This is a genomic window from Neorhizobium sp. S3-V5DH (genome assembly GCF_004343065.1).
Lineage (GTDB): Bacteria > Pseudomonadota > Alphaproteobacteria > Rhizobiales > Rhizobiaceae > Neorhizobium > Neorhizobium huautlense.
On sequence record NZ_SMCL01000031.1, the window covers coordinates 21,100 to 42,273 of the forward strand.

General features: G+C 59.6%; 19 protein-coding genes. 6 read left to right on the forward strand and 13 right to left on the reverse strand.

Features of this window, described 5'->3' with window-relative positions:
- Positions 1-26: 26 nt before the first annotated feature.
- Positions 27-956: a winged helix-turn-helix transcriptional regulator gene (locus EDE09_RS26025; protein ID WP_132413318.1), complete on the reverse strand. Its 930-nt coding sequence runs from the start codon at positions 954-956 to the stop codon at positions 27-29.
- A gap of 302 nt (positions 957-1,258) precedes the next feature.
- Between EDE09_RS26025 and EDE09_RS26030 the strand changes: the two genes are divergently transcribed.
- Positions 1,259-3,529 (forward strand): methyl-accepting chemotaxis protein, encoded by a 2,271-nt coding sequence (locus EDE09_RS26030; protein ID WP_105370910.1) that lies wholly within the window; start codon positions 1,259-1,261, stop codon positions 3,527-3,529.
- A gap of 319 nt (positions 3,530-3,848) precedes the next feature.
- On the forward strand, positions 3,849-4,934 hold the full coding sequence (locus EDE09_RS26035; RefSeq protein WP_132413342.1) for a PHB depolymerase family esterase: 1,086 nt from the start codon (positions 3,849-3,851) through the stop codon (positions 4,932-4,934).
- A 63-nt stretch (positions 4,935-4,997) separates the two neighbouring features.
- Here the strand turns inward: EDE09_RS26035 and EDE09_RS26040 are convergent, their stop codons facing one another.
- The 12 genes from EDE09_RS26040 to EDE09_RS26095 form a co-directional block, all read right to left on the reverse strand.
- Positions 4,998-5,726 (reverse strand): SDR family oxidoreductase, encoded by a 729-nt coding sequence (locus EDE09_RS26040; RefSeq protein WP_105370908.1) that lies wholly within the window; start codon positions 5,724-5,726, stop codon positions 4,998-5,000.
- A 49-nt stretch (positions 5,727-5,775) separates the two neighbouring features.
- Positions 5,776-6,792, reverse strand: a complete 1,017-nt coding sequence (locus tag EDE09_RS26045) for a carbohydrate kinase family protein (protein ID WP_105370907.1) — start codon at positions 6,790-6,792, stop codon at positions 5,776-5,778.
- Positions 6,793-6,813: 21 nt separating this feature from the next.
- Positions 6,814-7,797 (reverse strand): hypothetical protein, encoded by a 984-nt coding sequence (locus tag EDE09_RS26050; protein WP_105371048.1) that lies wholly within the window; start codon positions 7,795-7,797, stop codon positions 6,814-6,816.
- A gap of 63 nt (positions 7,798-7,860) precedes the next feature.
- Positions 7,861-8,586 (reverse strand): SDR family oxidoreductase, encoded by a 726-nt coding sequence (locus EDE09_RS26055; RefSeq protein WP_105370906.1) that lies wholly within the window; start codon positions 8,584-8,586, stop codon positions 7,861-7,863.
- 14 nt (positions 8,587-8,600) lie between these two features.
- A complete protein-coding gene (locus tag EDE09_RS26060) occupies positions 8,601-9,371 on the reverse strand; it encodes an SDR family oxidoreductase (protein ID WP_105370905.1) in 771 nt (256 codons plus the stop codon).
- Between the two features lie 24 nt (positions 9,372-9,395).
- Entirely contained in the window at positions 9,396-10,457 is a 1,062-nt protein-coding gene (gene ugpC, locus EDE09_RS26065; protein ID WP_105370904.1) for a sn-glycerol-3-phosphate ABC transporter ATP-binding protein UgpC, read from the reverse strand.
- 10 nt (positions 10,458-10,467) lie between these two features.
- The gene (locus EDE09_RS26070) at positions 10,468-11,511 is read right to left on the reverse strand and encodes an NAD(P)-dependent alcohol dehydrogenase (RefSeq protein WP_132413320.1); all 1,044 of its coding nucleotides are present in this window, start codon (positions 11,509-11,511) and stop codon (positions 10,468-10,470) included.
- Positions 11,512-11,538: 27 nt separating this feature from the next.
- Positions 11,539-11,772 carry a DUF2160 family membrane protein gene (locus EDE09_RS26075; RefSeq protein ID WP_105370902.1) on the reverse strand — a complete coding sequence of 78 codons (234 nt, stop codon included), beginning with the start codon at positions 11,770-11,772 and terminating at the stop codon, positions 11,539-11,541.
- A 4-nt stretch (positions 11,773-11,776) separates the two neighbouring features.
- Entirely contained in the window at positions 11,777-12,613 is an 837-nt protein-coding gene (locus EDE09_RS26080; protein WP_105370901.1) for a carbohydrate ABC transporter permease, read from the reverse strand.
- Positions 12,613-13,494, reverse strand: coding sequence for a sugar ABC transporter permease (locus tag EDE09_RS26085; protein WP_105370900.1), 882 nt, complete (start codon positions 13,492-13,494; stop codon positions 12,613-12,615). The genes EDE09_RS26080 and EDE09_RS26085 overlap by 1 nt, the downstream gene beginning before the upstream one ends.
- Positions 13,495-13,604: 110 nt before the next feature.
- Complete coding sequence (locus EDE09_RS26090) at positions 13,605-14,978, reverse strand: extracellular solute-binding protein (RefSeq protein ID WP_245505246.1); 1,374 nt, start codon at positions 14,976-14,978, stop codon at positions 13,605-13,607.
- Between the two features lie 296 nt (positions 14,979-15,274).
- Positions 15,275-16,228 carry an AraC family transcriptional regulator gene (locus EDE09_RS26095; protein WP_112796991.1) on the reverse strand — a complete coding sequence of 318 codons (954 nt, stop codon included), beginning with the start codon at positions 16,226-16,228 and terminating at the stop codon, positions 15,275-15,277.
- 393 nt (positions 16,229-16,621) lie between these two features.
- Here EDE09_RS26095 and EDE09_RS26100 point away from each other — a divergent pair, with 393 nt between their 5' ends.
- From EDE09_RS26100 to EDE09_RS26115, 4 genes are read left to right on the forward strand one after another with little or no spacing between them, the layout of a single operon-like run.
- Positions 16,622-17,506, forward strand: coding sequence for a sugar phosphate isomerase/epimerase (locus tag EDE09_RS26100; protein ID WP_132413324.1), 885 nt, complete (start codon positions 16,622-16,624; stop codon positions 17,504-17,506).
- 28 nt (positions 17,507-17,534) lie between these two features.
- Positions 17,535-18,728, forward strand: a complete 1,194-nt coding sequence (locus EDE09_RS26105; RefSeq protein WP_245505244.1) for an ROK family transcriptional regulator — start codon at positions 17,535-17,537, stop codon at positions 18,726-18,728.
- A complete protein-coding gene (locus EDE09_RS26110) occupies positions 18,725-19,708 on the forward strand; it encodes a sugar kinase (protein ID WP_132413326.1) in 984 nt (327 codons plus the stop codon). The genes EDE09_RS26105 and EDE09_RS26110 overlap by 4 nt, the downstream gene beginning before the upstream one ends.
- A complete protein-coding gene (locus tag EDE09_RS26115; RefSeq protein WP_132413328.1) occupies positions 19,705-20,979 on the forward strand; it encodes a D-tagatose-bisphosphate aldolase, class II, non-catalytic subunit in 1,275 nt (424 codons plus the stop codon). Before EDE09_RS26110 ends, EDE09_RS26115 begins: the two co-directional genes overlap by 4 nt.
- The last annotated feature ends 195 nt before the right edge of the window (positions 20,980-21,174 follow it).

Here is a 21,174-nt window from a genome sequence, read left to right on the forward strand (position 1 = left end):
CGCAGCCGAGGAAGGCACTGCCTGGGTTACCCCGCGGTCTTCAAACGAAGAATGATGTCTTGATCGTAGTTCCCAAAACCCCGGCCAAAGATGTTGATTCCGCCGGGATGTTTCCCTTCCGCCTTGACCTCGACGCGCAGGCGAATGGACCGATGGTCGTCGAGGTCGAGGTCTTTGGCCTGCACATCGGAAATCTTGTGACCATCCACGAAAGTCCCACCCGGCCCGACGGTCCACGTCTTCAGCATCCCGTACTGCGACCCTTTCAGCTTCCACCAAGCCGGCGTATAGGTCCCGCGCCGGTCGCCGAAATCGCCAGGGGAAGTCCACACGCCAATTTCTCTGCCATTGATGGACAAGACGATGTCCGACGGCCAGTTTGCCAGCGTTCCCGGCACTTCGGAGCTCACCTCCATCACAATCTCGAGCTGCTCGATTCTGTCGCCGCGCAGTTTGGCGTTGTTTGGAAACTGATATTCGACGAAGCCGCTGGTGAACCAGAGCAGGCTCGCCTTCATCCGCTCAGGATCCATAAAGGTTTCCGGCACGTCGAGAAGGCCCAGCACGCCTTCGACCGAGCAGATTCCGCATGGGCCGGTGACGTTGTTGTTGGTATAGAGACCGAGCGGCATCGACACCTCTATGACGTCTGAGGAGAGGGCCTGTGTGGTCGGGTGAAAGGTGACGACGAGCTCGTCATAGACAGCAAAACAGATCTTCTGGTTCCCTTTGCGGGCTTTCTGCATTTCGGTCCGGATAAGCCCGGCTTTCTCCAGGACCTGAAGATGAGCGGAAACGGACGATTGCGGCAGGTCGGACACCTGCGCGAGATCGTTGACATTGATCCCCGGCCGTTTTGACAATTCCTTTAGAAGCTTCACTCGCGCCAGTGAGGAAATGCCTTTGATCGCGGCAAGATCTTTTTCAGGATCGATAACCAGAAAGTTGGAGCTCATTCGTCCGTCTCATCGTATTTGTCGGACTGTATCGGATTTACCGATACTCTTCCAGAGCAAATACGGGTCTCGAACATGCGGAGCGGTAGGCTCCAATGATCGCGGTCAAGACCAAAGATCGTACGGCCGTCTAATTCAACCGCACGGTTGCGGCGCTGCCGCTAAGGTGAAGGCCGAGGCGACCCGGGCGGCACAATTTCTTAGACAAATTTGGCTGAGCCCTTGGATTCGTTAAACTTAACGAAATGATATCATGTCAGGTTCCCTTCTCATCATTGTATTGGTGGGGGAAAATAACTGTCATGTTGCAGTCATCCAAGCTGGAAGGCGCCGGCCGGCGTTTGTCGATTAAGGCAAAGTTTGTCGGGCTGGTCGTTGGGGCAACGTTTGTTTCGTGCCTCGCGGTGGGTCTTCTGAGTTACCAGATCGGAAAGAGCGGCCTGATCGAAGCAAGCAAGATGAGGCTGGAGTCGGCAGCCGGGAACCAGTCCAAGCAACTGGCGGCCTACCAGGAACGAGTTTCGCAGTCGCTTGCAGACCTCGCCCAGAACACCGCTATCGGCCAGGCGGTCGAAACGATGTCGAACATCATCCCAAGCGAAGCCGACAGCATCCGCGCGGAGTTTCAGAAGCCCGGGATGTCCGTCAGTGACCGCGCTGGTTTCGATGGCGCCGCGCTGAAGCTGCTCTATGCCGTGCATCACAGCGCAATCCACGGCACCCTCGCCAGCGCCTGGAAGAATTCCCGGGTCAGCGATATCTACGTCATCGACAACAACGGCCAGGTCGTCTACTCGGTCACCAAAGGGTCTGAACTGCTTCAGCCGGCTTCGAACCTGCCGCAGATCAACGAGCTTCTGAAACAGATTCAAGCGGCATCTCCAGATGCTGTGCATGTTTCCGAATTCGTCCCTTACGAGCCTGATGGCAACAAGCCCTCCGTTCTCATCGGCAAGCAACTTGCCGTGGCGTCCTGGGGTAAGACAGTCACGAAGGGAAGCGTGATCTTCCGCATCTCCGCCGAACAGCTTACGGGTATCGTGACTCCCGACGATTTCGGAAAATCGATCGACGAGGCCGTCCTGCTTGACGGAAAAGGCGCCTTCCGCAGCGGTTCCTTCGCAAACGGGATCTCCCACGATACACCGGCTGAACTGGCAAAGGCGGCGGCGGGCCAGACAAGTGGCTCGGAGTTCGTTACCGCTGGGGATCGCCCGCTCTTCTTCGCCTATCAACCGGTGACGCTGTTCGGCAAGCCTCATCTGCTGGCAATAGGACAGGGAGAAGGTCAGGTGCTCGCCGCTGCAAGATCGCTTGCCATCTGGGCCGTTCTGGCAACCGTTGCCGTCCTCGTGGGGATGGGTGGCGCCGGCACCTACATTGCCGCGCGCCTGACACGACCGCTGACCGACCTCGCAAAGCTGATGAACCGTTTGAACGAGGGCGACAAAGCCATCGTCATTGCCTCCGCTAGCCGTGGCGACGAAATTGGTGTCATGGCCAGAGCGCTGGAATCCTTCCGTCAGGGAGCTCTCGACAAGGAGCGCATGGAGGAAGAAGCTCGTCGAAAGAATGAGGAGCTGAACGAAGAACGCCAGTATCGTGAGGCGGAAAAAGCCGCAAGCGCGCGTGAGATAGAAGAGGCTGTTTCGGCATTGGCAACCGGCCTTGCCGCACTCTCTCGCGGCAGGCTCGACCAGCGCATCGTCAAGCCTTTCGGTCAATCCCTCGACCATTTGCGGCACGACTTCAACAATTCCCTTGCCGGACTGGAAGCCACAATTGCCGCGATCGGCAATAGCGTCGATACTATTCGCACGGGATCGAGCGAGCTGAAGACGGCATCCGACGATTTGTCTCGGCGTACCGAAAGACAGGCCGCGGCCCTTGAGGAGGCGGCAGCGGCGCTTGGCGAGATGACCGGGGCGGTCAACGCTGCCCTCACTCGCTGCGAAACTGCAGTGGATGTAGCGGCCCACACCTTGCAGGGCGCCCAGACCTCAACCACCGTCGTCCGCAACGCCATTCAAGCCATGGAGCGCATCGAAAGCTCTTCGTCCAAGATCCGCCAGATCATCGACGTGATCGACCAGATTGCCTTTCAGACAAACCTTCTTGCCCTCAATGCAGGGGTCGAGGCCGCCCGCGCCGGCGAGGCGGGCAAAGGGTTTGCCGTTGTGGCACAGGAAGTCCGGGAACTTGCGCAGAAGTCGGCAACGGCGGCGCGCGACATCGGCGCATTGATCACTTCATCTGCCGCCGACGTGGAGAATGGGGTTGCCCTGGTGCTCAAGACCGGTGAGAGCCTGGAACTGATCCAGGACAACGTTCAATCGATCAACGAGCACATCGGAGCGATCGTCGGCTCTTCGCGCGATCAGTCCGCTCGCCTCGGCGAGATCAGTTCCGCAGTCAACGGATTGGATCAGGTGACGCAGCAGAATGCCGCCATGGTCGAAGAAACCTCCGCCTCGGCTCATTCGCTGGCCGCAGAAGCTGAAGTGCTGAACGAGCAAATCAGCCATTTCAGTGTCAGTAGCGAAACCGCCGGGTCCAGCCGGTACGCCGCCTGACGCTTTTGCGGTATGGACCAGGGAACCCGCCTTTCGATATCTTCGATAGGCGGGGGTTCGACGCCGCTTTGCATTTCGGCCTTCCCGCAGATTAAACCCGGGCAGATTGTTTCGGGGCCGGCGGAGACGCAGGCGCGGCGGGGGCTTATTGTCCGTTGCGGAGCGCGGGAGGCACCATGAACCCGCCCCTCGGCTTCGCCAAGGATATACGCACAGAACAAGCTCACCATTAAATATTGTGCACCGCAGCAACCATTCCCATATGGAAGGCGTTGTTGATTGTCGCTGCCGTCCCGGCACGGATTGTCAGGAGGCATTTATGCGATCGTTATCGGATACATTGGAACGGCTTGCGCGTTTTCGAGCACACAAAACCGAACCCCCGGGTCAACCGGGCCGGCTTCAGGACCTGCGGGATTTCGGATCGAATCCCGGGAGGCTTACAGGTAAAGTTCATGTGCCCTCCAATCGCGCCGAGCACCCTGCCCTCGTCGTCGTCCTGCACGGATGCACGCAAACCGCATCTGGCTACGATCATAGCGCCGGATGGTCGGCGCTTGCTGATCAGCATGGCTTCATCGTGCTTCTTCCAGAACAGACCCGTGAGAACAACGGCAACCTCTGCTTCAACTGGTTTGTGCCAGGCGACATCCGCCGCGATCAGGGAGAGGCCCGCTCGATCCGTCAAATGATCGATGCCGTGGTGTCGAAATACACGGTCGATCCGTCGCGGATCTTCATCACCGGTTTGTCCGCAGGCGGTGCAATGGCCAACGTCATGTTGTCCACGTATCCGGAGGTGTTCGCCGCCGGCGCGGTCATCGCGGGTTTGCCCTACGGTGTCGCATCAACGGTGCCGGCGGCCTTCGACCGAATGCGAGGGCACGGCCTCCCCGAAATTAAGACCTTGCAATCGAAATTGAAGGCAGCATCTCCGCATAATGGTCCCTGGCCCGTAGTGTCTGTTTGGCACGGCAGCCAGGACAATACCGTTGCGGAGATCAACGCCCGCGCGATCGTCGACCAATGGCGCGGCGTCCACGGTGTCGGCCCCCGGCCGGACTTTCATGAACCGATCGGTGCCCATTCTAAGGCAGTCTGGAAAAACCCGGAGGGACGCGAGGTCATCGAATATTTCAGCATTACCGGAATGGGTCACGGAACGCCTATCGACGCCTCCTCGGAGCTCGAAAACGCTGCGCCCTACATGTTGGATATCGGCATTTCCTCCACTTTTTGCTCGGCAAAGCGATGGGGACTGCTTCGCGACGATTTCGAACCCGCGCGGCGCGCAAGCGGCCCCGCGCCCAACCGCGAGGCTCCCTTCGCACAAGAAACGAGGGCAGCGGACGGCATCCAGCAAGTCATTGAGGATGCGCTTCGCAAGGCCGGGCTGATGCGCTAGAGGACCATACGTCCGGCGCCAGATATCGGCGCGCGTCCGCGTTCCTGGGCACCAGCCGCGTCGTCAGATATCGAAGTTGGTCGGCAACACGACGACATCGCGGATTGTCACATTTCGTGGCCGCGTCAACATAAAGATGATGGCGTCGGCCACCTCGGTGGGCTCGATCAGACTGCCAGATTCCTTAGCCTTCCTGAGATTTTCCTCCGGCCAGTCGGCAAGCAGCGCGCTGATCACGGGTCCGGGCGAGACCGAGCCGACGCGGATGCCCTTCTTGTTAACCTGACGCCGCACTGTCTGAACAAAACAGGTCATGGCCCATTTCGAAGCCGAATAGACAGGCTCCCAAGGGACTGGGTAGTGACCGGCGACCGAACTCGTCACGATAATATCGCCCAAGCCGCGGGCGATCATGTGCGGCAGGACGTCATGGACATTCTTCATCACTGCATTGACGTTGAGGTTGAGCATACGGTCAATCGTCGCAGTGTCCGCCTCGATCAGATCGCCGCCGATATAGGTGCCGGCATTAGCATGGAAAATATCCAGTTGCCCGGTCAGCTTCTCGATGGAGGGCATAAGGGTCGCGCAACTGGCGGGATCGAGAAGGTCGATCTCCAGAGGTATCGCGGCGCTGCCGAGTTCAGCGCAGACTGCGTCCAAAGCCTTCCGGTCGCGATCAACGAGCACTACACGTGCCCCCTCCGCAATCATCGCCCGCGTGCTTGCTAGTCCTATGCCGGAAGCAGCGCCGGTAACCGCCGCGACCTTGCCGTCCAAATGCTCGCCCATATTCGTCTCCTCCTATCGATAAAAATCGAGATCTCGTGGCAACCTGGCCTCACCGCCGGCCCCATTGGTCCGCAACGTCCAGGCATTCCCGCCAGCCGACGACCCCGTCGGTTGTTCCAGCGCTTCTCAACGAACACGCGGCTGCGGCGTGACCGAGCCGCAGGCAGTCCTCGATCGTCCAATCCTCGTGTAGCCCGTACATAAAGCCCGCAGCAAAGGCATCCCCGGCCCCATTGGGACCGACAATTGCGTCTTGCGGCACCTTCACGGAGGGAACGAATACCCTCTCTCCCGACCGCAGGACCGTAATCGCGCCGTCGGGGAAATGGATTGTAACCAGCCGCATCGCACCTTGTTGCAGCATGGCCGCCGATGCGGCGGCGCAAGCATTCACATCCGTCCTGCCGTCTCTACTCGTTGCCATCTGCGCCAGCGCCCCAATTTCACTGTCGTTGACGATCAGCGTGTCGAGATGCGGCAGGCAGGGCAGGATCAGGCCGCGTAGCCGTTCCGGCGTGACCGTGCAGAGTTCGAGATTGGTTTCGAGGCCCGCGGTGCGGGCAGCTTTGAGCACGGTGACCCATCCGTTGGCGTCGTCCTGCCATATCGAATCCATCCGCGGGTGAATGCCGGGAAGACCGAGATGCATGTAACGGGCCGAGGTCGTCGAGAAGTCGAAATGCTCAGGACTCAGGAGCGTAGAAACGCCGAGGTCGGAAATATGCGTGCGCAAGCCGCTTGCCTGCGAAATGAAGGCCTCGGTTGTATGAGTGGGAGCTTGGTCGCTGACATGCATCTGTCGATGGTCGAGACCCGCTCGCTCGGCTTCCGCGATGAGCTTTCGCCCGGCTTCGTCGCTGCCCACCAGTCCGATGGTTTCGACCGGGATCGATGGGTCGAGCCTCTTGATGTCGATCGCAAGATTACAGGCCGGGCCGCCGCCGCGTTCCTCCAACCCCCAGGCGATACCAACGCTGTCCTCGCGGGGCCATGCGTCGATCCTGCGGTTTCGGTCCAGACACCAGGTACCGCCAGCGATGAAGCCACGCCTGCTCGTTCCGGCCATTGCTATCCTCCGGTGCCGGTGTCAATTCATAAGGACTTTTTCGGTGATGACCATGTCGTCGGAAAGCGTCCGCATCGGCGTCTGTCCGACGGCCTGCAAGGCCCCATGATAAGCCCTCACCGCCTCCTCTGGCCCAAGATCGCCATCAGCCACGGCGCGCATGAATTTCACCATGGCAAGTGGGTCTTCAGCGAGATTGATCTTGCGACCAAAGAGCGCCACGCGGGCACCATATTTCTCCGCCTGATGAATGAGTTCGAACGTGTCGCGCGCAGTTCCTGCGCCGCCGCCCAGCACGCCGACGATCAGGCTCGGGTCGTAGGACGCGAGTTCCTCCAGTGCCTTCGGCCCGTTGAACGGGATCTTCAGGAATTGCGGCCGCTGGGCCCGTGTCAGCCCGGCGAGCGCCCGGCAGATGCAGTCATTTACGAAATGGGGCTGGAGGTCAGGCGGAATACCGGTGTCGACATTCGGATTGAAGACTTCGAGGAAGTAATTGAAGCCGTTGTCGTCGGCGTCCTCCACGAAATCCAGGAAAGCAAGCAGGGAATTATAATCGGCATCGAGGTCGTTGTTGAAGGTGATCGAATAGAGGCCGAGATCGGTATGGCGCCGATTCACCGACAGCGACGCAGTGCGATAGGGCCGTGACGGCTGAGCGGCATAGCTCGCGCCGCGCCCCACCCAGATATCAGTCGCATCGTTGGCGCGGATGGCCGGCTTGACGCTGCTTCCGGCGAATGCGCCGCTTTCCGTCAACAGTTCGAGATTGGAAGCGGAGGTCAACATGATATCAACGATGTCCTGGGCGATCACGGCCTTGATTTGCCCGAGGAATTCCGCCCGCGTCCGGAAGCGCGTGTGGGAGCAATCCTTCTCGAGCTTGGGGCCGCACGAGGGGATGCTCGGCCCCATATCGCCATCCTTCGCATCCGCGATAATGAAATCCGTTCGCCTGTAGTTGCCGGCTCTTATTCTGGCAATTTTTGCATCAAACCGTGTCATGCGATGATCCTTGAGAAGATCCGAGGCCACCAGACTGGCGGCAGGAGAGTTTAAGAATAACCGTCACGCAATCATGTAACCGCCGTCCACCGGCATCGACAGGCCGTTGACCATTGCTGCCTCGTCGGAGAGCAGGAAAAGAATAACCTCAGCAATGTCGTCGGGATCTGCGAACCGGCCGACGGGAATGCGGTTGAGCATACCGGCTGCCTTTTCCGGATCGCTCCAGGCCTTCACGGCCATGGGCGTGAGGGTCACAGTCGGATGCACGCCGTTGACGCGAATGCCTTTTGGCGCAAGTTCCTTCGCCATCACCCTGGTTAGCCCGTCGAGGCCCGACTTCGAGGCGCAATATGCGGCGTGGTCGGGAATACCGACGAAGGCCGCGACACTGGATACGTTGACGATCGCGCCTTTTCGACCGTTTCTCACCATGTCACGAGCATATTCCTGCGAAACGATCATCGGAGCACGCGTGTTCACCGCATGGAGCAGGTCGAAGTTTTCGACCGTGACGTCCAGGAAAGGTTGCAGCTCGGTCGTGCCGGCACAGTTCACCAGGAGATCAGCCGGCAAAGCCTGAAGGGCTGCAGCGCGCGTTGCGTCAGGATCGGCGAGATCGACGGCGATCGGAATACATCCGATTTCACTCTTCAGTTCCTCAAGGTCGGCCGCCGAGCGCGACAAAGCCGTCACCTTGGCACCGCGCCGCGCCAGCATCACGGCGGTCGCCCTTCCGATGCCCTTGCCGGCCCCCGTCACCACCACGTGTTTGCCTGAAAAATCCATGGAAAGAACCCTCCCTACCAGCAGGTGAAGCCTGCATCCGCCTTGACGGTCGCGCCTGTGATAAGGCTCGATGCGTCGCAGGCGAGAAAATGCACGACCGATGCGATTTCATGCGGCTGACCCAACCGGCCCATTGGTGTGTCGCGGATCCAGACATCCGTCCATGAACTGTCCACAGCGGTTCTCGTCATTTCCGTCTCGATATAGGTCGGTGCCACTGCGTTGACCCGCACGCCGCGTGAGGCCCATTCGGCCGCTAGCGAGGCCGTCAGATGATGCACGGCGGCCTTCGACGCGTTGTAGTAGGTCTGAAGCTGAGGCCGATTGACGATATACCCAGACATCGAACCGATATTGACGATCGAGCCGCGCCCGGCCTTGAGCATGTAGCGCCCGAAGGCGCGGTTGCACCAGAAGACGCCGTTGTAGTTGACGTCGTTGACATTGAGCCAAAGCTCATCCGACGTCTCTTCTGCGGCGGTACCCGTGCGGGCAATTCCCGCATTGGCGACCAGCGCGTCGATGCGGCCATGCTTTGCGAAGATATCGGCCGCGGCTTTATCGACTGCTGCGGAATCGGTGACATCAAGGACTAAAGCGTCAACCTCGATACCCTTGCTGCTCAAGGCTTGCCTGCCCGATTCCGCAACCGCAGGGTCACGATCAATGATGGTGACGCGGCTGCCCGCCTCGGCAAGCGCTTCGGCGCAGGCAAGGCCGATGCCGCGTCCGCCGCCGGTCACCACAGCGATCTGGCCATCCATCCGGAATTTCTCGAGAAACATGTCTTGCTCCGTGGCCGTGCAGAACTAGAGGCGCCGACCGCTCTTGGCATCGAACAGATGGACGCGGCCCGGATCGATCCGAAGCGAGATCGCCTCGCCGGGCGCCACCGAGATCCGGTCGCGAACAGCCGCCATAATGGCGTCGCCACCCAGATGCGCGAAGATCTGTGTTTCCGAGCCTGTAGGTTCGAGAACCGAGATCGTTGCCGTCAACCCATCGGGCCGCACGTCGATATGTTCGGGACGGATGCCGTATATCACGGCGTCACCATGGTTCTGCGTACCGGCCGGTACGGGCAGCATGGTGCCCGTGTCGCTGACGAAATTCAGCTGGCCGGTTTCCATCGACAATCTGCCAGAGATGAAGTTCATCGACGGCGATCCGATAAATCCTGCCACGAAGACATTCGCAGGCCGATCGTAGAGATCGAGCGGCGCGCCGATCTGCTCCACCCGCCCGTCGCGCATCACGACGATCTTGTCGGCCATGGTCATGGCCTCGATCTGGTCATGCGTTACATAGATTGTGGTGGTCTTCAGCCGTTGGTGCAGTTCCTTGATTTCGACCCGCATGGTAACGCGCAACTTTGCGTCGAGATTGGAGAGCGGCTCGTCGAACAGGAAGACCTGCGGATCGCGGACGATCGCGCGGCCCATGGCGACCCGCTGACGCTGCCCGCCCGAAAGCTGCTTGGGATAGCGATCCAGCAGCTTGCCGAGATCGAGGATATCGGCCGCTTTGCGGACCTTCGCTTCAATCTCGCTCCTTGGCGCACCCTTGAGCTTGAGGGGGAAGCCCATATTGTCGGCAACCGTTTTATGCGGATAAAGCGCGTAGTTCTGAAATACCATGGCAATGTCGCGGTCCTTGGGCAGGACGTCGTTGACCACACGCCCGCCGATCGCAACCGTGCCGCCGGAGATGGTCTCGAGCCCGGCGATCATCCGCAGCAGGGTGGACTTGCCGCATCCGGACGGCCCTACCAACACGACGAACTCGCCGTCTGCGATGTCTATGCCGACGCCGTGGATGACCGGCAGCGCACCATATTTCTTTGTAACGTCCTTGACTGTGACGTGAGCCATTGGAATCCCCCTATTGCGGCAGCGCGATCTGCATCTTGACCTCACCCTTGGGGGCGGAAGCCGCGATCTCGAAAGCCCGGACGCTTTCGTCGAAATCGAACGTACGGGTGATGAGCGGCTTCACATCGATCGCACCGGAGGAGAGCATCGCGACACAGCGCGGAAAGACATGGGCGTAACGGAAGACGTGCTCCACGCGTGCCTCGCGCACCATGGCCTTGCCGATATCGTAGTTGACCGGATGGACCTGGGAACCGATGAAGACCACCCGTCCGCCGGGAGCAAGCGGGTCGAACACACCTTCGGCGGCCTTGGGATGGCCGGAGCATTCGAACACGATCTCGACGCCCCAGCCGTCGGTGGCGGCAAGTATTTCCTTGGTCAGGTCCTGCTTAGCGACGTTGATTGGCGTGATCGGCCCAAGCTTTGCCGCGAGTTCCAGCTTGGCATCGTCAATGTCGCTCACGAACACCCGAGCGCAACCTGCGGCAACAGCCGACAGGGCGGTTACCAGGCCGATCGGGCCGGCACCGATCACCAGCGCTATGTCGCCAGGCTTGACTTGCGCCTTGGTGGCAGCATGCACCCCCACTGCCAGCGGCTCGACCATTGCTGCTTCGGCAAATGACACATTGTCGGGCAGCTTGAAGGTGAAGTCGGCTGGATGGACGACAGTCGGTCTGAGCACGCCGTGGATCGGCGGCGTGGCCCAGAAACGGACGGCCGGATCGATATTGTAGAGCCCGATGCGGGTTGCGCGGCTGTTGGGATCTGGGATCCCGGGCTCCATGCAGACCCGGTCGCCCACCTTTAGCGAGGTTACATCGGCACCGGCCTCGATCACGGTACCCGACGCCTCGTGGCCAAGGATCATCGGCGCTTTCACCTGGAACACGCCGGTACCGCCATGCGTATAATAATGCACGTCCGATCCGCAGATGCCTACGGTGTGGAGCTTTATCCGCACGTCGCGCGGGCCCAGTGTCTCGTCGCGCTCGATCGGGAAATCGCGCAGCGACAGCTTCATCTTCTCTTCTAATACCAGCGCTTTCATTGTCTCTGTCCTATTTCCAAACAAGCCTCAGCCGCGCCATACGATCAGGACCGCGAGCGCGATGGCGAGAACATGGCAGACCATCAAGGGAATCGATTGTTCGAGGAACCGCATCCAGAAAAGTTCGAGTGCGACGAACAGGTAGATCCCGACGAAGACACGGTCGAACCAGTTGGTGGTGATCGGCAGGAAGCCGGTTCGCGTGGGGGGCGCCGCCTCCGGTTCGGCATCGATCTGTCCAGGATCGAATGGCTCTTGCATGGCGTTACTCCTTGACCGCGCCGAAGGTGAGACCAGCCACGATATGACGCTGGACCACAGCGAAGATGATCAATGCGGGGATGAGAGTGATCACCGCGATCGCCGCCATCGCCCCCCATTCCGTCCCCGTTGTCGTCACGTATTCCGAAAGCCCTGTCGTGATCGTTCGCGCGTTGAAACTGGTCAGCGTCGCGGCGAGCAGGAACTCGTTCCAGGCAAAGACCCAGGTAAGGATCAGCGTCACCGCAAGACCCGGCCGGGCAAGCGGAAAGATCACCTCGTAGATCACCTGCCAGGTGGAGGCACCGTCGACGGTCGCTGCCTCGTCGAGTTCCTTGGGAATTCCGTCGATGGTCGGCCGCAAGGTCCAGATCGCAAAAGGCAGGTTGAAAGTGCAATAAAGCAGGATCATGCCGATCTTGGTGTCATAAAGTTTCCAGTCGCCAAAGGTGAAGACCTGGGTGAACAGGAGATAGAACGGCAGCAGGAACACGGCGGCAGGAGCCATGCGGTTGGTGATGGTCCAGAAGAAGATATTTTCCTTGCCGGCAAGCTCGAAGCGGGACAGCGCATAGCAAGCCAGGAAAGCCAACGCAGTGACCAGGAGCGCATTCGTGGTGGAGATGATCAACGAGTTGATCATGTAGCCACGCAGCGTCTCATTGTTGATGACGTTGACGTAATTCTTCCAGTAGATCGCATCCAGGATCACGCTCGGTGTCGTGAAGAGATCCACGGCTGGCTTCACTGAAACGACGAAGAGCCAATAGATCGGGAAAAGCGTCAACAAGCTCAGGAAAAACCAGAGCGCCAGGTAGAGGAGCGGATTGCCGCTTCGCATCAGAATGTCCTCTTGCGTTCGCGTCGAGCCACAAGGGCGACATAGAGCAGCCAGCACATCACGAGGGTGAGGTAGAGTACGATTACCGAGATCGCGGCGCCATAGCCGTAGTCGGTCTTCGGGAAGACGATCTTCCAGATATGCAGCCCCACATAGCGGGTCGCAGCGCCTGGACCGCCCGAGGTCAGCATCCAGACTTCATCGACAGTGCGCAACGCATCCATCAGGCGAATGAAGACGGTTGCAAGAATTGCCGGACGGATCATCGGCAGCGTGACGTGCCAGAAGATCTGGCGGCGGTTGGCCCCGTCGATCTGCGCCTGTTCGAACGGCTCTTTTGGAAGGGCAAGAAGCGCTGCAAGCAAAGTCAGCGTCACCAGCGGCGTCCAGTGCCAGATGTCCATGATGACTGTCAGCGCGAAGGCGGCAGTGGCATCGCGGCCGATGTTGAGATCATAGCCAAACCAGCTTTTCAGAAGATAGGGAATGATACCGATACTGGGGGTCGTCATCAGCCGCCAGACCGAACCGACAACGATCGGCGCGACAATCAGCGGCAACGTGTGGATCGTTCGGAAAAAGCCGCGCCCGGGAAACTCTTTCATGAAGAGCTGCGCCAGCAGATAGCCCAGTGCGACTTCGCTGATCACCGCAAAGAAGGCGAACTTCATCGTGAAGGCGATGGAGGTCAGGAACTCGGCATCGAAGACGAGACGGCGGAAGTTATTGGCGCCGTTATAGATCATGTCAGGACTGGCGCCGAATGGGTTCCATTGATGGAACGACACGTAGAGCACATAGATGAACGGGATGATGCCGAAGATGCCGAGAATTGCGATCGTCGGGGCAAGCATCAGCCAGCCGACAGTATTTGAACGCATGAATTCGTGCTCCCGAAGATAGCCCTGCAGGTCAACGGCCTGCAATGTCAGACACTGCACCCGGATGGCGGTCTTGGGAGATGCCACCCGGGCGCAGGCTCTTATCCGTCTTATTTGCGATAGCCGAGGTTCTTCAGCTCTGCTTCGGCCGCCGCCGCCATCTGGTCGAGGCCTTCGTCAGGACCCACTTCCCCGAGCAGGATTTTATAAAAGATCGGCGCCGTGGCCTCACGCACCTGCGCATGGAAGGGGAAGGGCGGAGCACCGGCGAACAGCTTCCCCTGATCCTTGAGCATGGTGTAGTAGCCGTTCAGCTTCTTATCCATGGCAACGACCTTGGGGTCGTCATAGGTTGCCGTATTGGTGATCCGAGGTGCTGCGACTGCCCAGTCTGGCTGGACCGAATCCTCGCCGATAAACTGCAGGAAGAGTAGCGCCGCCTGCTTGTTCTTGGAGGTGACCGGCAAGCCGAAGGCGCCGCCGTCATAATAGCCGAGATAGCCTTTGCCAGCCTCGACCTCCTTAAGAACATCAGGCTCCGTGGGCGGCAGCGCAACACCGACTTTACCGACGACCTTGGACTTTTCGGCATCCGACGCGATCCAGGCGGCGTTCTCGCCATAAACGAGGCCCTGTGCGACGCGGCCAGCGGCAAATGTCGTACCGACCTCCGTCCAGGTCGAAGCGGCGGATTCAGGCGGAGCGATATCGCGCAGATGCAGCCAGTATTTCATGGCGGCCTTTGCCTTGTCGCTGTTCATCTGGCCGCCATTGGCAACTGACGCGGCGTAGTTGTTTTTAGCGTCGATACCCCAGTTGTAGAGGCCGTATGTGGGAGCGATCGACTCGAAGAATTCGTACCAGGATGCCGGATGACCGGTATGCGCCTGGGCAGTTGTCCCCCAGAGCTCCATCCCGTTGTCCTTGCCGTATTTCGTGAAGAAATCAGCAATCTGCGTATATTCCTGATGAGTCTTGGCCGGAGCCAGTTCCTTGCCGGTTTCCTTCTTGAAGGCTTCCTTGATCTTCGGATCGCTGAAGAGATCCGTACGGTAGAGATAGACCTTGATGAAGGCTTCCATCGGAATGCCGAAAAGATCGCCTGAGGCGTTCTTGAAGTAATTGGCGAAGGTCGTGAAATGCGTTTCGTCGAATTCCGGCGCCTTCAGCGAAGGGTCGTCCTTCAGCGATTTCGAGATGTCAACGAGGAAGTTGCGAGCCAGGTAGGCATAGATAATGTCCTGCTCGATATAGACCATGTCATAGATGCCGGTCTTGGCTTCCATGTCCTTGATAGCCTTGTCATACATCTGGTCCCATGAGGTCGTCTCGATCTGGACCTTGATGCCGGTCTTCTTCTCGAATTCCGGCGCCAGCACGTCCTTGATATAGTTGGACGGCGGCGTGCTTTCGGTCACGCCGCGCAGGACGACGCCTTTGTATTTCGCACCAGCATCCGACCAAAAATCGGCTCGTGCGGGCATTACGCCGGCAAGAAGACTGAGCGTAAGCGCGGCAATTCCAATTCCACTCTTGTTGATCATAGTTCCTCCTCCTTGTGCATTTGCACCGCTTGCGGCAGCTGACCGGCAAGCATGTTCCCACGCCCGACATGTGTCGGTTCCTCCCGAATTCCGGCAGCGCGGCTCCTCCCGGCTTCCGGATACGGTTCGCCTTTTAGGATTGCGACCCTTGGATTGCTTCCAGGCCTCGCTCCAATTGGCGTGAGGGGAGCTTAGTGCTGGTTTTTTTGCCCCGCCACGCGTGGTTTGGCGGCGACCTATACTTTTTCGCCGACCGCCATGCCGGCGGAATATGCGCGGATATCACGAAAGGGGTCGCTTCTCGCCTTCGTGCCGATCTTGTGGGCATTGCGCCGGTAATCGGTCGGCGTACGTCCACAGATCTTGAAAAACTGCCTGTTGAAATTCGCGATATTGTTGAAGCCCACCTCGAAGCAAATTTCGGTGATGGGACGATAGGTCTGGGTGAGCAGTGAGCAGGCGGCATAGATGCGCGCAAGGATCACGTACCGCGCGAAGGTATGACCGGTGTGGCGCTTGAAAAAGCGCGAGAAGGCCTGCGGTTCCAGACCACAGATCTTTGCGACCGAAGCCAAATTTATATCGTCACTGTAATGCTCCAGCACATAACGCATGGCGACATCCAGCTCCTGCGGCAGTTCCATCTCGGACGAAGTTGGCGCAAGCCGGGACAACCTGCGACGCTCGGCTGGATCGCGCGAAAGTGCGATCATCAGCTGCAGGAAAAGCAATACACGCTCGGCACCGTGAGCAGAGCCCATCTGCGCCAGCAGCCTCTGGCCTGCGAGTGCCGTCGCCCCGAAAAACTGCACGCCATAGACGGCGTCCTCATAAAGCGGCTTTATCGTTCCGAGCTCGGGGCAAAATGTGGCGACGCGATCGGCCCATTCGGGGGTGAATTGGATCAGCATGTCTCGGTTGCGGATCAGTTTGCCGGGTTCGATATCGCTGACCCAGTTGTGCGGCACATTCGGTCCAGTCAGCACCAGGCAGCCTGGCTCGAACTCACCGATATAATCACCCACCATCATCATGCCGGACGTTGTGCGCGTAAGATGCAATTCGTATTCGGGATGATAGTGCCATTTCGCCCGGAAGAAGGGATAATCATGCATATTCCAGCGAAAGGATTCTGCCGGCGGGCAGATGATCATTTCGAAATCGGGTACGATCCGCAAATCGGCTTTCATGGAAAATAACCTCCTCCCGACCGACAGGCCTCGGCCATTATGCCGGCATGCGCACCAAAAGAGCTGGTTCGTCGTTCGGCTCTCTTAGCCAATCGCAACTGAAGCAAGTGAGCACCGAGATCACCTTGAGCATCCGCCTTTTGGGCGCCGTTCTCCGCCTTATATGTTGCCCGAAGGAACAAATTAGTTCATTTGGTAAAGCTGTCAATGCTAATCTCGTTTTCCAATGTTTTCCGTGGCTGTTGACTGAATAGCGGTGAATTTGCCTATCGACAAAGGCATCTGCTCACTTCATCATCAAATACTCATCCTCAACACGACGGGAATCTGCTTGACAGGGTTAGAAGATGTTTTATTTGTTGCGTAGTGCAACATAATGTTTCAGGGGGAAAGATGGGCCGGCTAGGTATTCATTCTTTCGTGTGGACGGGGGGACAAACCCAGTCGATGCTTGAGGACGCGATGGAGAAATCCGCCTCCTGCGGCTACAATCTCATTGAATTTGCCTATCTGCGACCGGAGAAATTCGATCTCGACGCCCTCGCCAAGCGAGCGGCTGCGCTGAAACTTGATATCGCTGTCACCATGGGTCTTCCGTTCAGCCACGACGTGTCGAGCGATGATGCCCAGGTGGTGCGGGCTGGCGAAGACATGCTAGCGGACGCGGTTCGCGCCGTGCGCGACATAGGCGGGAGCAAGCTCGGCGGCATCCTTTACTCCGCCCACGCAAAATACGCCCGGCTGCCAACAAAAAAGGGATGGGACAGCAGCGTCTCGGCCATTGCCAAGACGGCTGACCTTGCCCAATCCGCAGGGATTGAGCTTGTTCTCGAAGTCGTGAACCGTTTCGAGACCAATCTGCTCAACACCACCGCCCAGGGCCTCGCCTTCATTGAGCAGGTAGGGTCCGAGCATGTGCGGCTACACCTCGACACGTTCCACATGAACATCGAAGAGGCCAACCCGGCAGCCGCTATTCGGCTCGCGGGCGACAAAATCGGCTATTTTCACATTGGCGAGAGCAATCGCGGTTATCTCGGCGACGGGGTCATCAATTTTGATCTGATCTTCGACGCGTTGCTCGACATCGACTACCAGCGCGACATCACGTTCGAATCCTTCTCAGGCGCTGTCGTCGATGAAGGTTTGTCGCTGGCCTGCGCGATTTGGCGCGACACCTGGACCGAAAACATGCCGCTCGCGCAGCATGCAAAACAATTCATCGACCTCAAGATGGACGAGGCGAGACGCAGGCGCGCCACCGTAGCGCGGCCGTGACGGCAAAGAGAGGCAAGGAGAACTGCCCGTGAATGAAGTGGGTCCAATCGCGCCTCCAAGCGGGATCCGCCAGCGCAATGAACTCGCGGCGATGCGTGCGCTCTATCGTCATGGCCGCCTGAGCCGGGCAGAACTTGCACGCATTTTGGGCCTCAATCGCTCCTCGTCCGGCCATATCGTCGCCGGGCTGACCGTTGAAGGCCTCGTTCGCGAAGTGGGAGCCGCTGAGCAGGCACCGACTTCTCACGCAGGCCGGCCAGGAATCATGCTCGAACTCACACCGGACGCTGCCTTTTTTCTCGGCATAGAGATAGGTGTTGAACACATCAGCGTAGTTGAAATCGATCTCGCCTGTCGCATCGTCAACAATCGCATGGAACTGTTCGACGGGCCCTCTGTGGATGTCGAAACTGCGGTATCGCGTGCGGTCTCGCTTGCCTTCGACACATTGCCGCCCAGCCACCGCAGCCGCTGCGAAGGGCTGGGGGTCGCCGTGCCGGCGCAAATGGATCGCAAAGGGCTGATCAACATAGCCCCCCTACTTGGATGGCGAAACATACAGCTCGCCGATCTCGCCCGGGCGGCCGTGCCGGCGCAAATGCCCGTCATGGTCGAGAATGACGCGAATGCCTTCGCAATCGGCGCTAGCTACGGTGCTCGGGAGGTCCATTCAGGGGTTACGCTCTATCTCGTCATGGAGAGCGGCGTGGGCGGCGGAATAGTCGTTGATGGGACCTTGTTTCGAGGCGCGCAGGGGCTTGCCGGCGAGATCGGGCATCTGCGCGTCAATGGTTCGGATGCCCCCGACCGCAGCCTTGAAAGCGTCCTCGGGCTGGAATGTATCCTTCGTGCCTATCGCGCTATCTCAACCCAACCGGACCAGAACCTTGCGACTTTTCTGGCGGATGTGCGCGACCGAGTTCCAGGCGCCGTCGCTATTGCAGAAGAGTGGGCCCGCGCTTTGGCCTACGGCCTGATCCAGGCCGGCAGGATCATCGATGCCGACAGGGTCGTGCTGGGCGGTTCGGTTGCCGCACTTTATCCGCTGATGGCCGCGCGTGTTCTGCATCACATTCGCTCCATGCAGGAGGAAAGCTTTCCGCTGCCCCTGATCCAGACAAACAAGGATGAGACGGTCGGGCCTGCTTTCGGCGCTGCATGCATGCTTCACCAGCGCTATCTGTCAGCCGATGGCGCGCGCCTTGCCGAGGACGCTGCATGACAGGGATCGCGCTCGCCCCCGACGCACTCGGGCCAACGATTACGATCGGCGAAATCCTTGTCGAGATCATGGCTGTAGACCGTGGCACCGGCTTCCTCGAACCGACTGCGCTCGTTGGCCCCTATCCTAGCGGAGCGCCTGCGATTTTCATCGATCAGTGCGCCAGGATCGGAGGTTCGGCCGGAATCATCGCCTGCGTGGGCGACGACGACTTCGGCCGGGTCAATGTCACTCGGCTGCGCGCGGACGGCGCAGACATCTCGGCGATCTCAATCAATCCGGACTTTCCCACCGGTAGCGCCTTCGTGCGATATCGGAATGACGGCTCGCGCGATTTCGTCTTCAACATCGCAAAATCCGCCGCCGCCAAGATCGATCTTACGTCTGCGGCGCGCGCACTCATTGACCGGTCGGGCCACCTGCATGTCATGGGGACCGCTCTCGCGATACCTGGCGCGGCTGAGATCATCGAGCATGCGGTCACGGTGATCAAGGGGCGCGGCGGCAGTATCTCCTTCGATCCCAATGTCCGCAAGGAGTTGCTGGGCGACACCGAAACGCGCACGCGCTTCGCGGGGCTGGTGGATATCGCCGACCTGATCCTCCCGTCCGGAGAAGAGCTGTTCGTCGCGGCTGGTGGCGAGGATGAAGGCGAGGCGATCCGCGCGCTCTTCGGCCGCAATGCCGGCGAGGTGGCACTCAAGCGTGGCGCAGACGGCTCCACTGTCTTCACGCGGGAAGGCCAACGCATCGATTGCCCCGGTTTTGTTGTCGAGGAAATCGACCCCACCGGCGCCGGAGACTGCTTTGGCGGCGCCTATGTGGCGTGCCGCCGGCTCGGCATGCCGATCGAACAGGCTCTCATCTATGCCAACGCTGCCGGCGCCCGCAATGTCACGGTCATGGGACCGATGGAAGGAGCCGGGACCCTTGCTGAGCTCGACGCCTTCATCGCCGTTACGCCGGGACGCAGATCATGATGTCCGTTCTTCACAACCTGGCGCGCAGCCGACGCGCTGGCGGGCCTGCGGGCATCACGTCCGTGTGCTCGGCCCATCCCTTCGTAATCCGCGCTGCCCTTCGACATGCCATTCGACGTGAAGCTCCGGTCCTGATCGAGGCGACCTGCAACCAGGTGAACCAGTTCGGAGGATATACGGGCTTGAAGCCCCGTGACTTTGTCGCACTGGTGGAACAGATCGCCAGCGACGAGGGGCTGCCACGAGAAAAGGTCATCCTCGGAGGCGATCATCTTGGTCCGAATCCCTGGCGCGGAGAACCTGCCGAAGTTGCGATGGCTAAGGCAGAAGACATGATCGCCGCCTATGTCGACGCCGGTTTCCGCAAGCTCCATCTCGACACGTCCATGGGTTGTGCGGGCGAACCGGCAGCGCTCGACGACGCCTTGACGGCCGAGCGTGCGGTAAGACTGGCGGCTGTGGCGGAACGGCGCGCGGTCTTTGCGGGCGGCACGGCGCCGGTCTATGTCATCGGCACCGAAGTGCCGCCACCGGGCGGAGCCCATCACCTGATCATGGCGCTCGAACCTACGGGCATCGACGCCGCGCGAAGGACGATTGCATTGCATCGGCTGCAGTTTGAGGAAGCGGGCCTGGGCGAGGCTTTCCGCCGCGTGCTGGCGCTCGTGGTTCAGCCCGGGGTCGAATTCGGCAATGAAAATATCATTGTCTACGACCGGACGAAGGCGCGGCCGCTTTCCGCGCTGCTCGCCGAGGAGCCTGCGCTTGTCTACGAGGCGCATTCGACTGACTACCAGGGCGCGGAGGCACTTCGCCAGCTCGTCGAGGACGGATTCGCCATCCTTAAAGTGGGGCCTGAATTGACCTTCGCACTGCGCGAGGCTCTCTACGGGCTCGACCTCATTGCCAGCGATTGCGTCCCCGGCTATCCGCACAGAAACCTCATGGCGGTCATTGAGGCCCTGATGAGGGAGGATCCCCGCCACTGGAGAGGTCATTATCACGGCTCGGAGGCCGAGCAGCACATCCTCCGTCACTACTCTTATTCCGATCGCATTCGCTACTACTGGAACCACGCTGCGGCGGAAGCAGCCGTCTCGCAGCTCACGGAAGCGCTGGACAAAAGGATCATCCCGGCACCTCTTTTCCGACAGCATCTGCCTCATTTGGTGAGGTATGCCGGAGGCCCCCTCGACCCGCGGCAATTGCTGATTGACGCCGTGCAGGCCGTGCTCGACCAATATCAAAGCGCCCACGAGCGCAATCGATAGCTGCGCACGGCCAATGCGTGACAACCACTCGTCGCTCAATGGTAACTTTCAGGCCGGGAAGCTTCGACCTTTCCCAGCGTGGCCTCACGAAGGTGTGCAAACGCCATCACATTCCTGTACCTGGTCGTGGATATTGGGCGAAGATTGAAGCGGGACAACCAGCGACGAAGACACCGTTTTGGAAGATCGATCATC

Bases quoted from the DNA above. Each gene is read 5' to 3' on its own strand.
- EDE09_RS26110 (WP_132413326.1), top strand. From the start codon at position 18,725: ATGACAGGGATCGCGCTCGCCCCCGACGCACTCGGGCCAACGATTACG.
- EDE09_RS26095 (WP_112796991.1), bottom strand. From the start codon at position 16,228: ATGAAAGCCGATTTGCGGATCGTACCCGATTTCGAAATGATCATCTGC.
- EDE09_RS26075 (WP_105370902.1), bottom strand. From the start codon at position 11,772: ATGCAAGAGCCATTCGATCCTGGACAGATCGATGCCGAACCGGAGGCG.
- EDE09_RS26100 (WP_132413324.1), top strand. From the start codon at position 16,622: ATGGGCCGGCTAGGTATTCATTCTTTCGTGTGGACGGGGGGACAAACC.
- EDE09_RS26080 (WP_105370901.1), bottom strand. From the start codon at position 12,613: ATGCGAAGCGGCAATCCGCTCCTCTACCTGGCGCTCTGGTTTTTCCTG.
- EDE09_RS26040 (WP_105370908.1), bottom strand. From the start codon at position 5,726: ATGGGCGAGCATTTGGACGGCAAGGTCGCGGCGGTTACCGGCGCTGCT.
- EDE09_RS26060 (WP_105370905.1), bottom strand. From the start codon at position 9,371: ATGTTTCTCGAGAAATTCCGGATGGATGGCCAGATCGCTGTGGTGACC.
- EDE09_RS26045 (WP_105370907.1), bottom strand. From the start codon at position 6,792: ATGGCCGGAACGAGCAGGCGTGGCTTCATCGCTGGCGGTACCTGGTGT.
- EDE09_RS26050 (WP_105371048.1), bottom strand. From the start codon at position 7,797: ATGACACGGTTTGATGCAAAAATTGCCAGAATAAGAGCCGGCAACTAC.
- EDE09_RS26035 (WP_132413342.1), top strand. From the start codon at position 3,849: ATGCGATCGTTATCGGATACATTGGAACGGCTTGCGCGTTTTCGAGCA.
- ugpC (WP_105370904.1), bottom strand. From the start codon at position 10,457: ATGGCTCACGTCACAGTCAAGGACGTTACAAAGAAATATGGTGCGCTG.
- EDE09_RS26025 (WP_132413318.1), bottom strand. From the start codon at position 956: ATGAGCTCCAACTTTCTGGTTATCGATCCTGAAAAAGATCTTGCCGCG.
- EDE09_RS26085 (WP_105370900.1), bottom strand. From the start codon at position 13,494: ATGCGTTCAAATACTGTCGGCTGGCTGATGCTTGCCCCGACGATCGCA.
- EDE09_RS26070 (WP_132413320.1), bottom strand. From the start codon at position 11,511: ATGAAAGCGCTGGTATTAGAAGAGAAGATGAAGCTGTCGCTGCGCGAT.
- EDE09_RS26090 (WP_245505246.1), bottom strand. From the start codon at position 14,978: ATGCCCGCACGAGCCGATTTTTGGTCGGATGCTGGTGCGAAATACAAA.
- EDE09_RS26055 (WP_105370906.1), bottom strand. From the start codon at position 8,586: ATGGATTTTTCAGGCAAACACGTGGTGGTGACGGGGGCCGGCAAGGGC.
- EDE09_RS26115 (WP_132413328.1), top strand. From the start codon at position 19,705: ATGATGTCCGTTCTTCACAACCTGGCGCGCAGCCGACGCGCTGGCGGG.
- EDE09_RS26030 (WP_105370910.1), top strand. From the start codon at position 1,259: ATGTTGCAGTCATCCAAGCTGGAAGGCGCCGGCCGGCGTTTGTCGATT.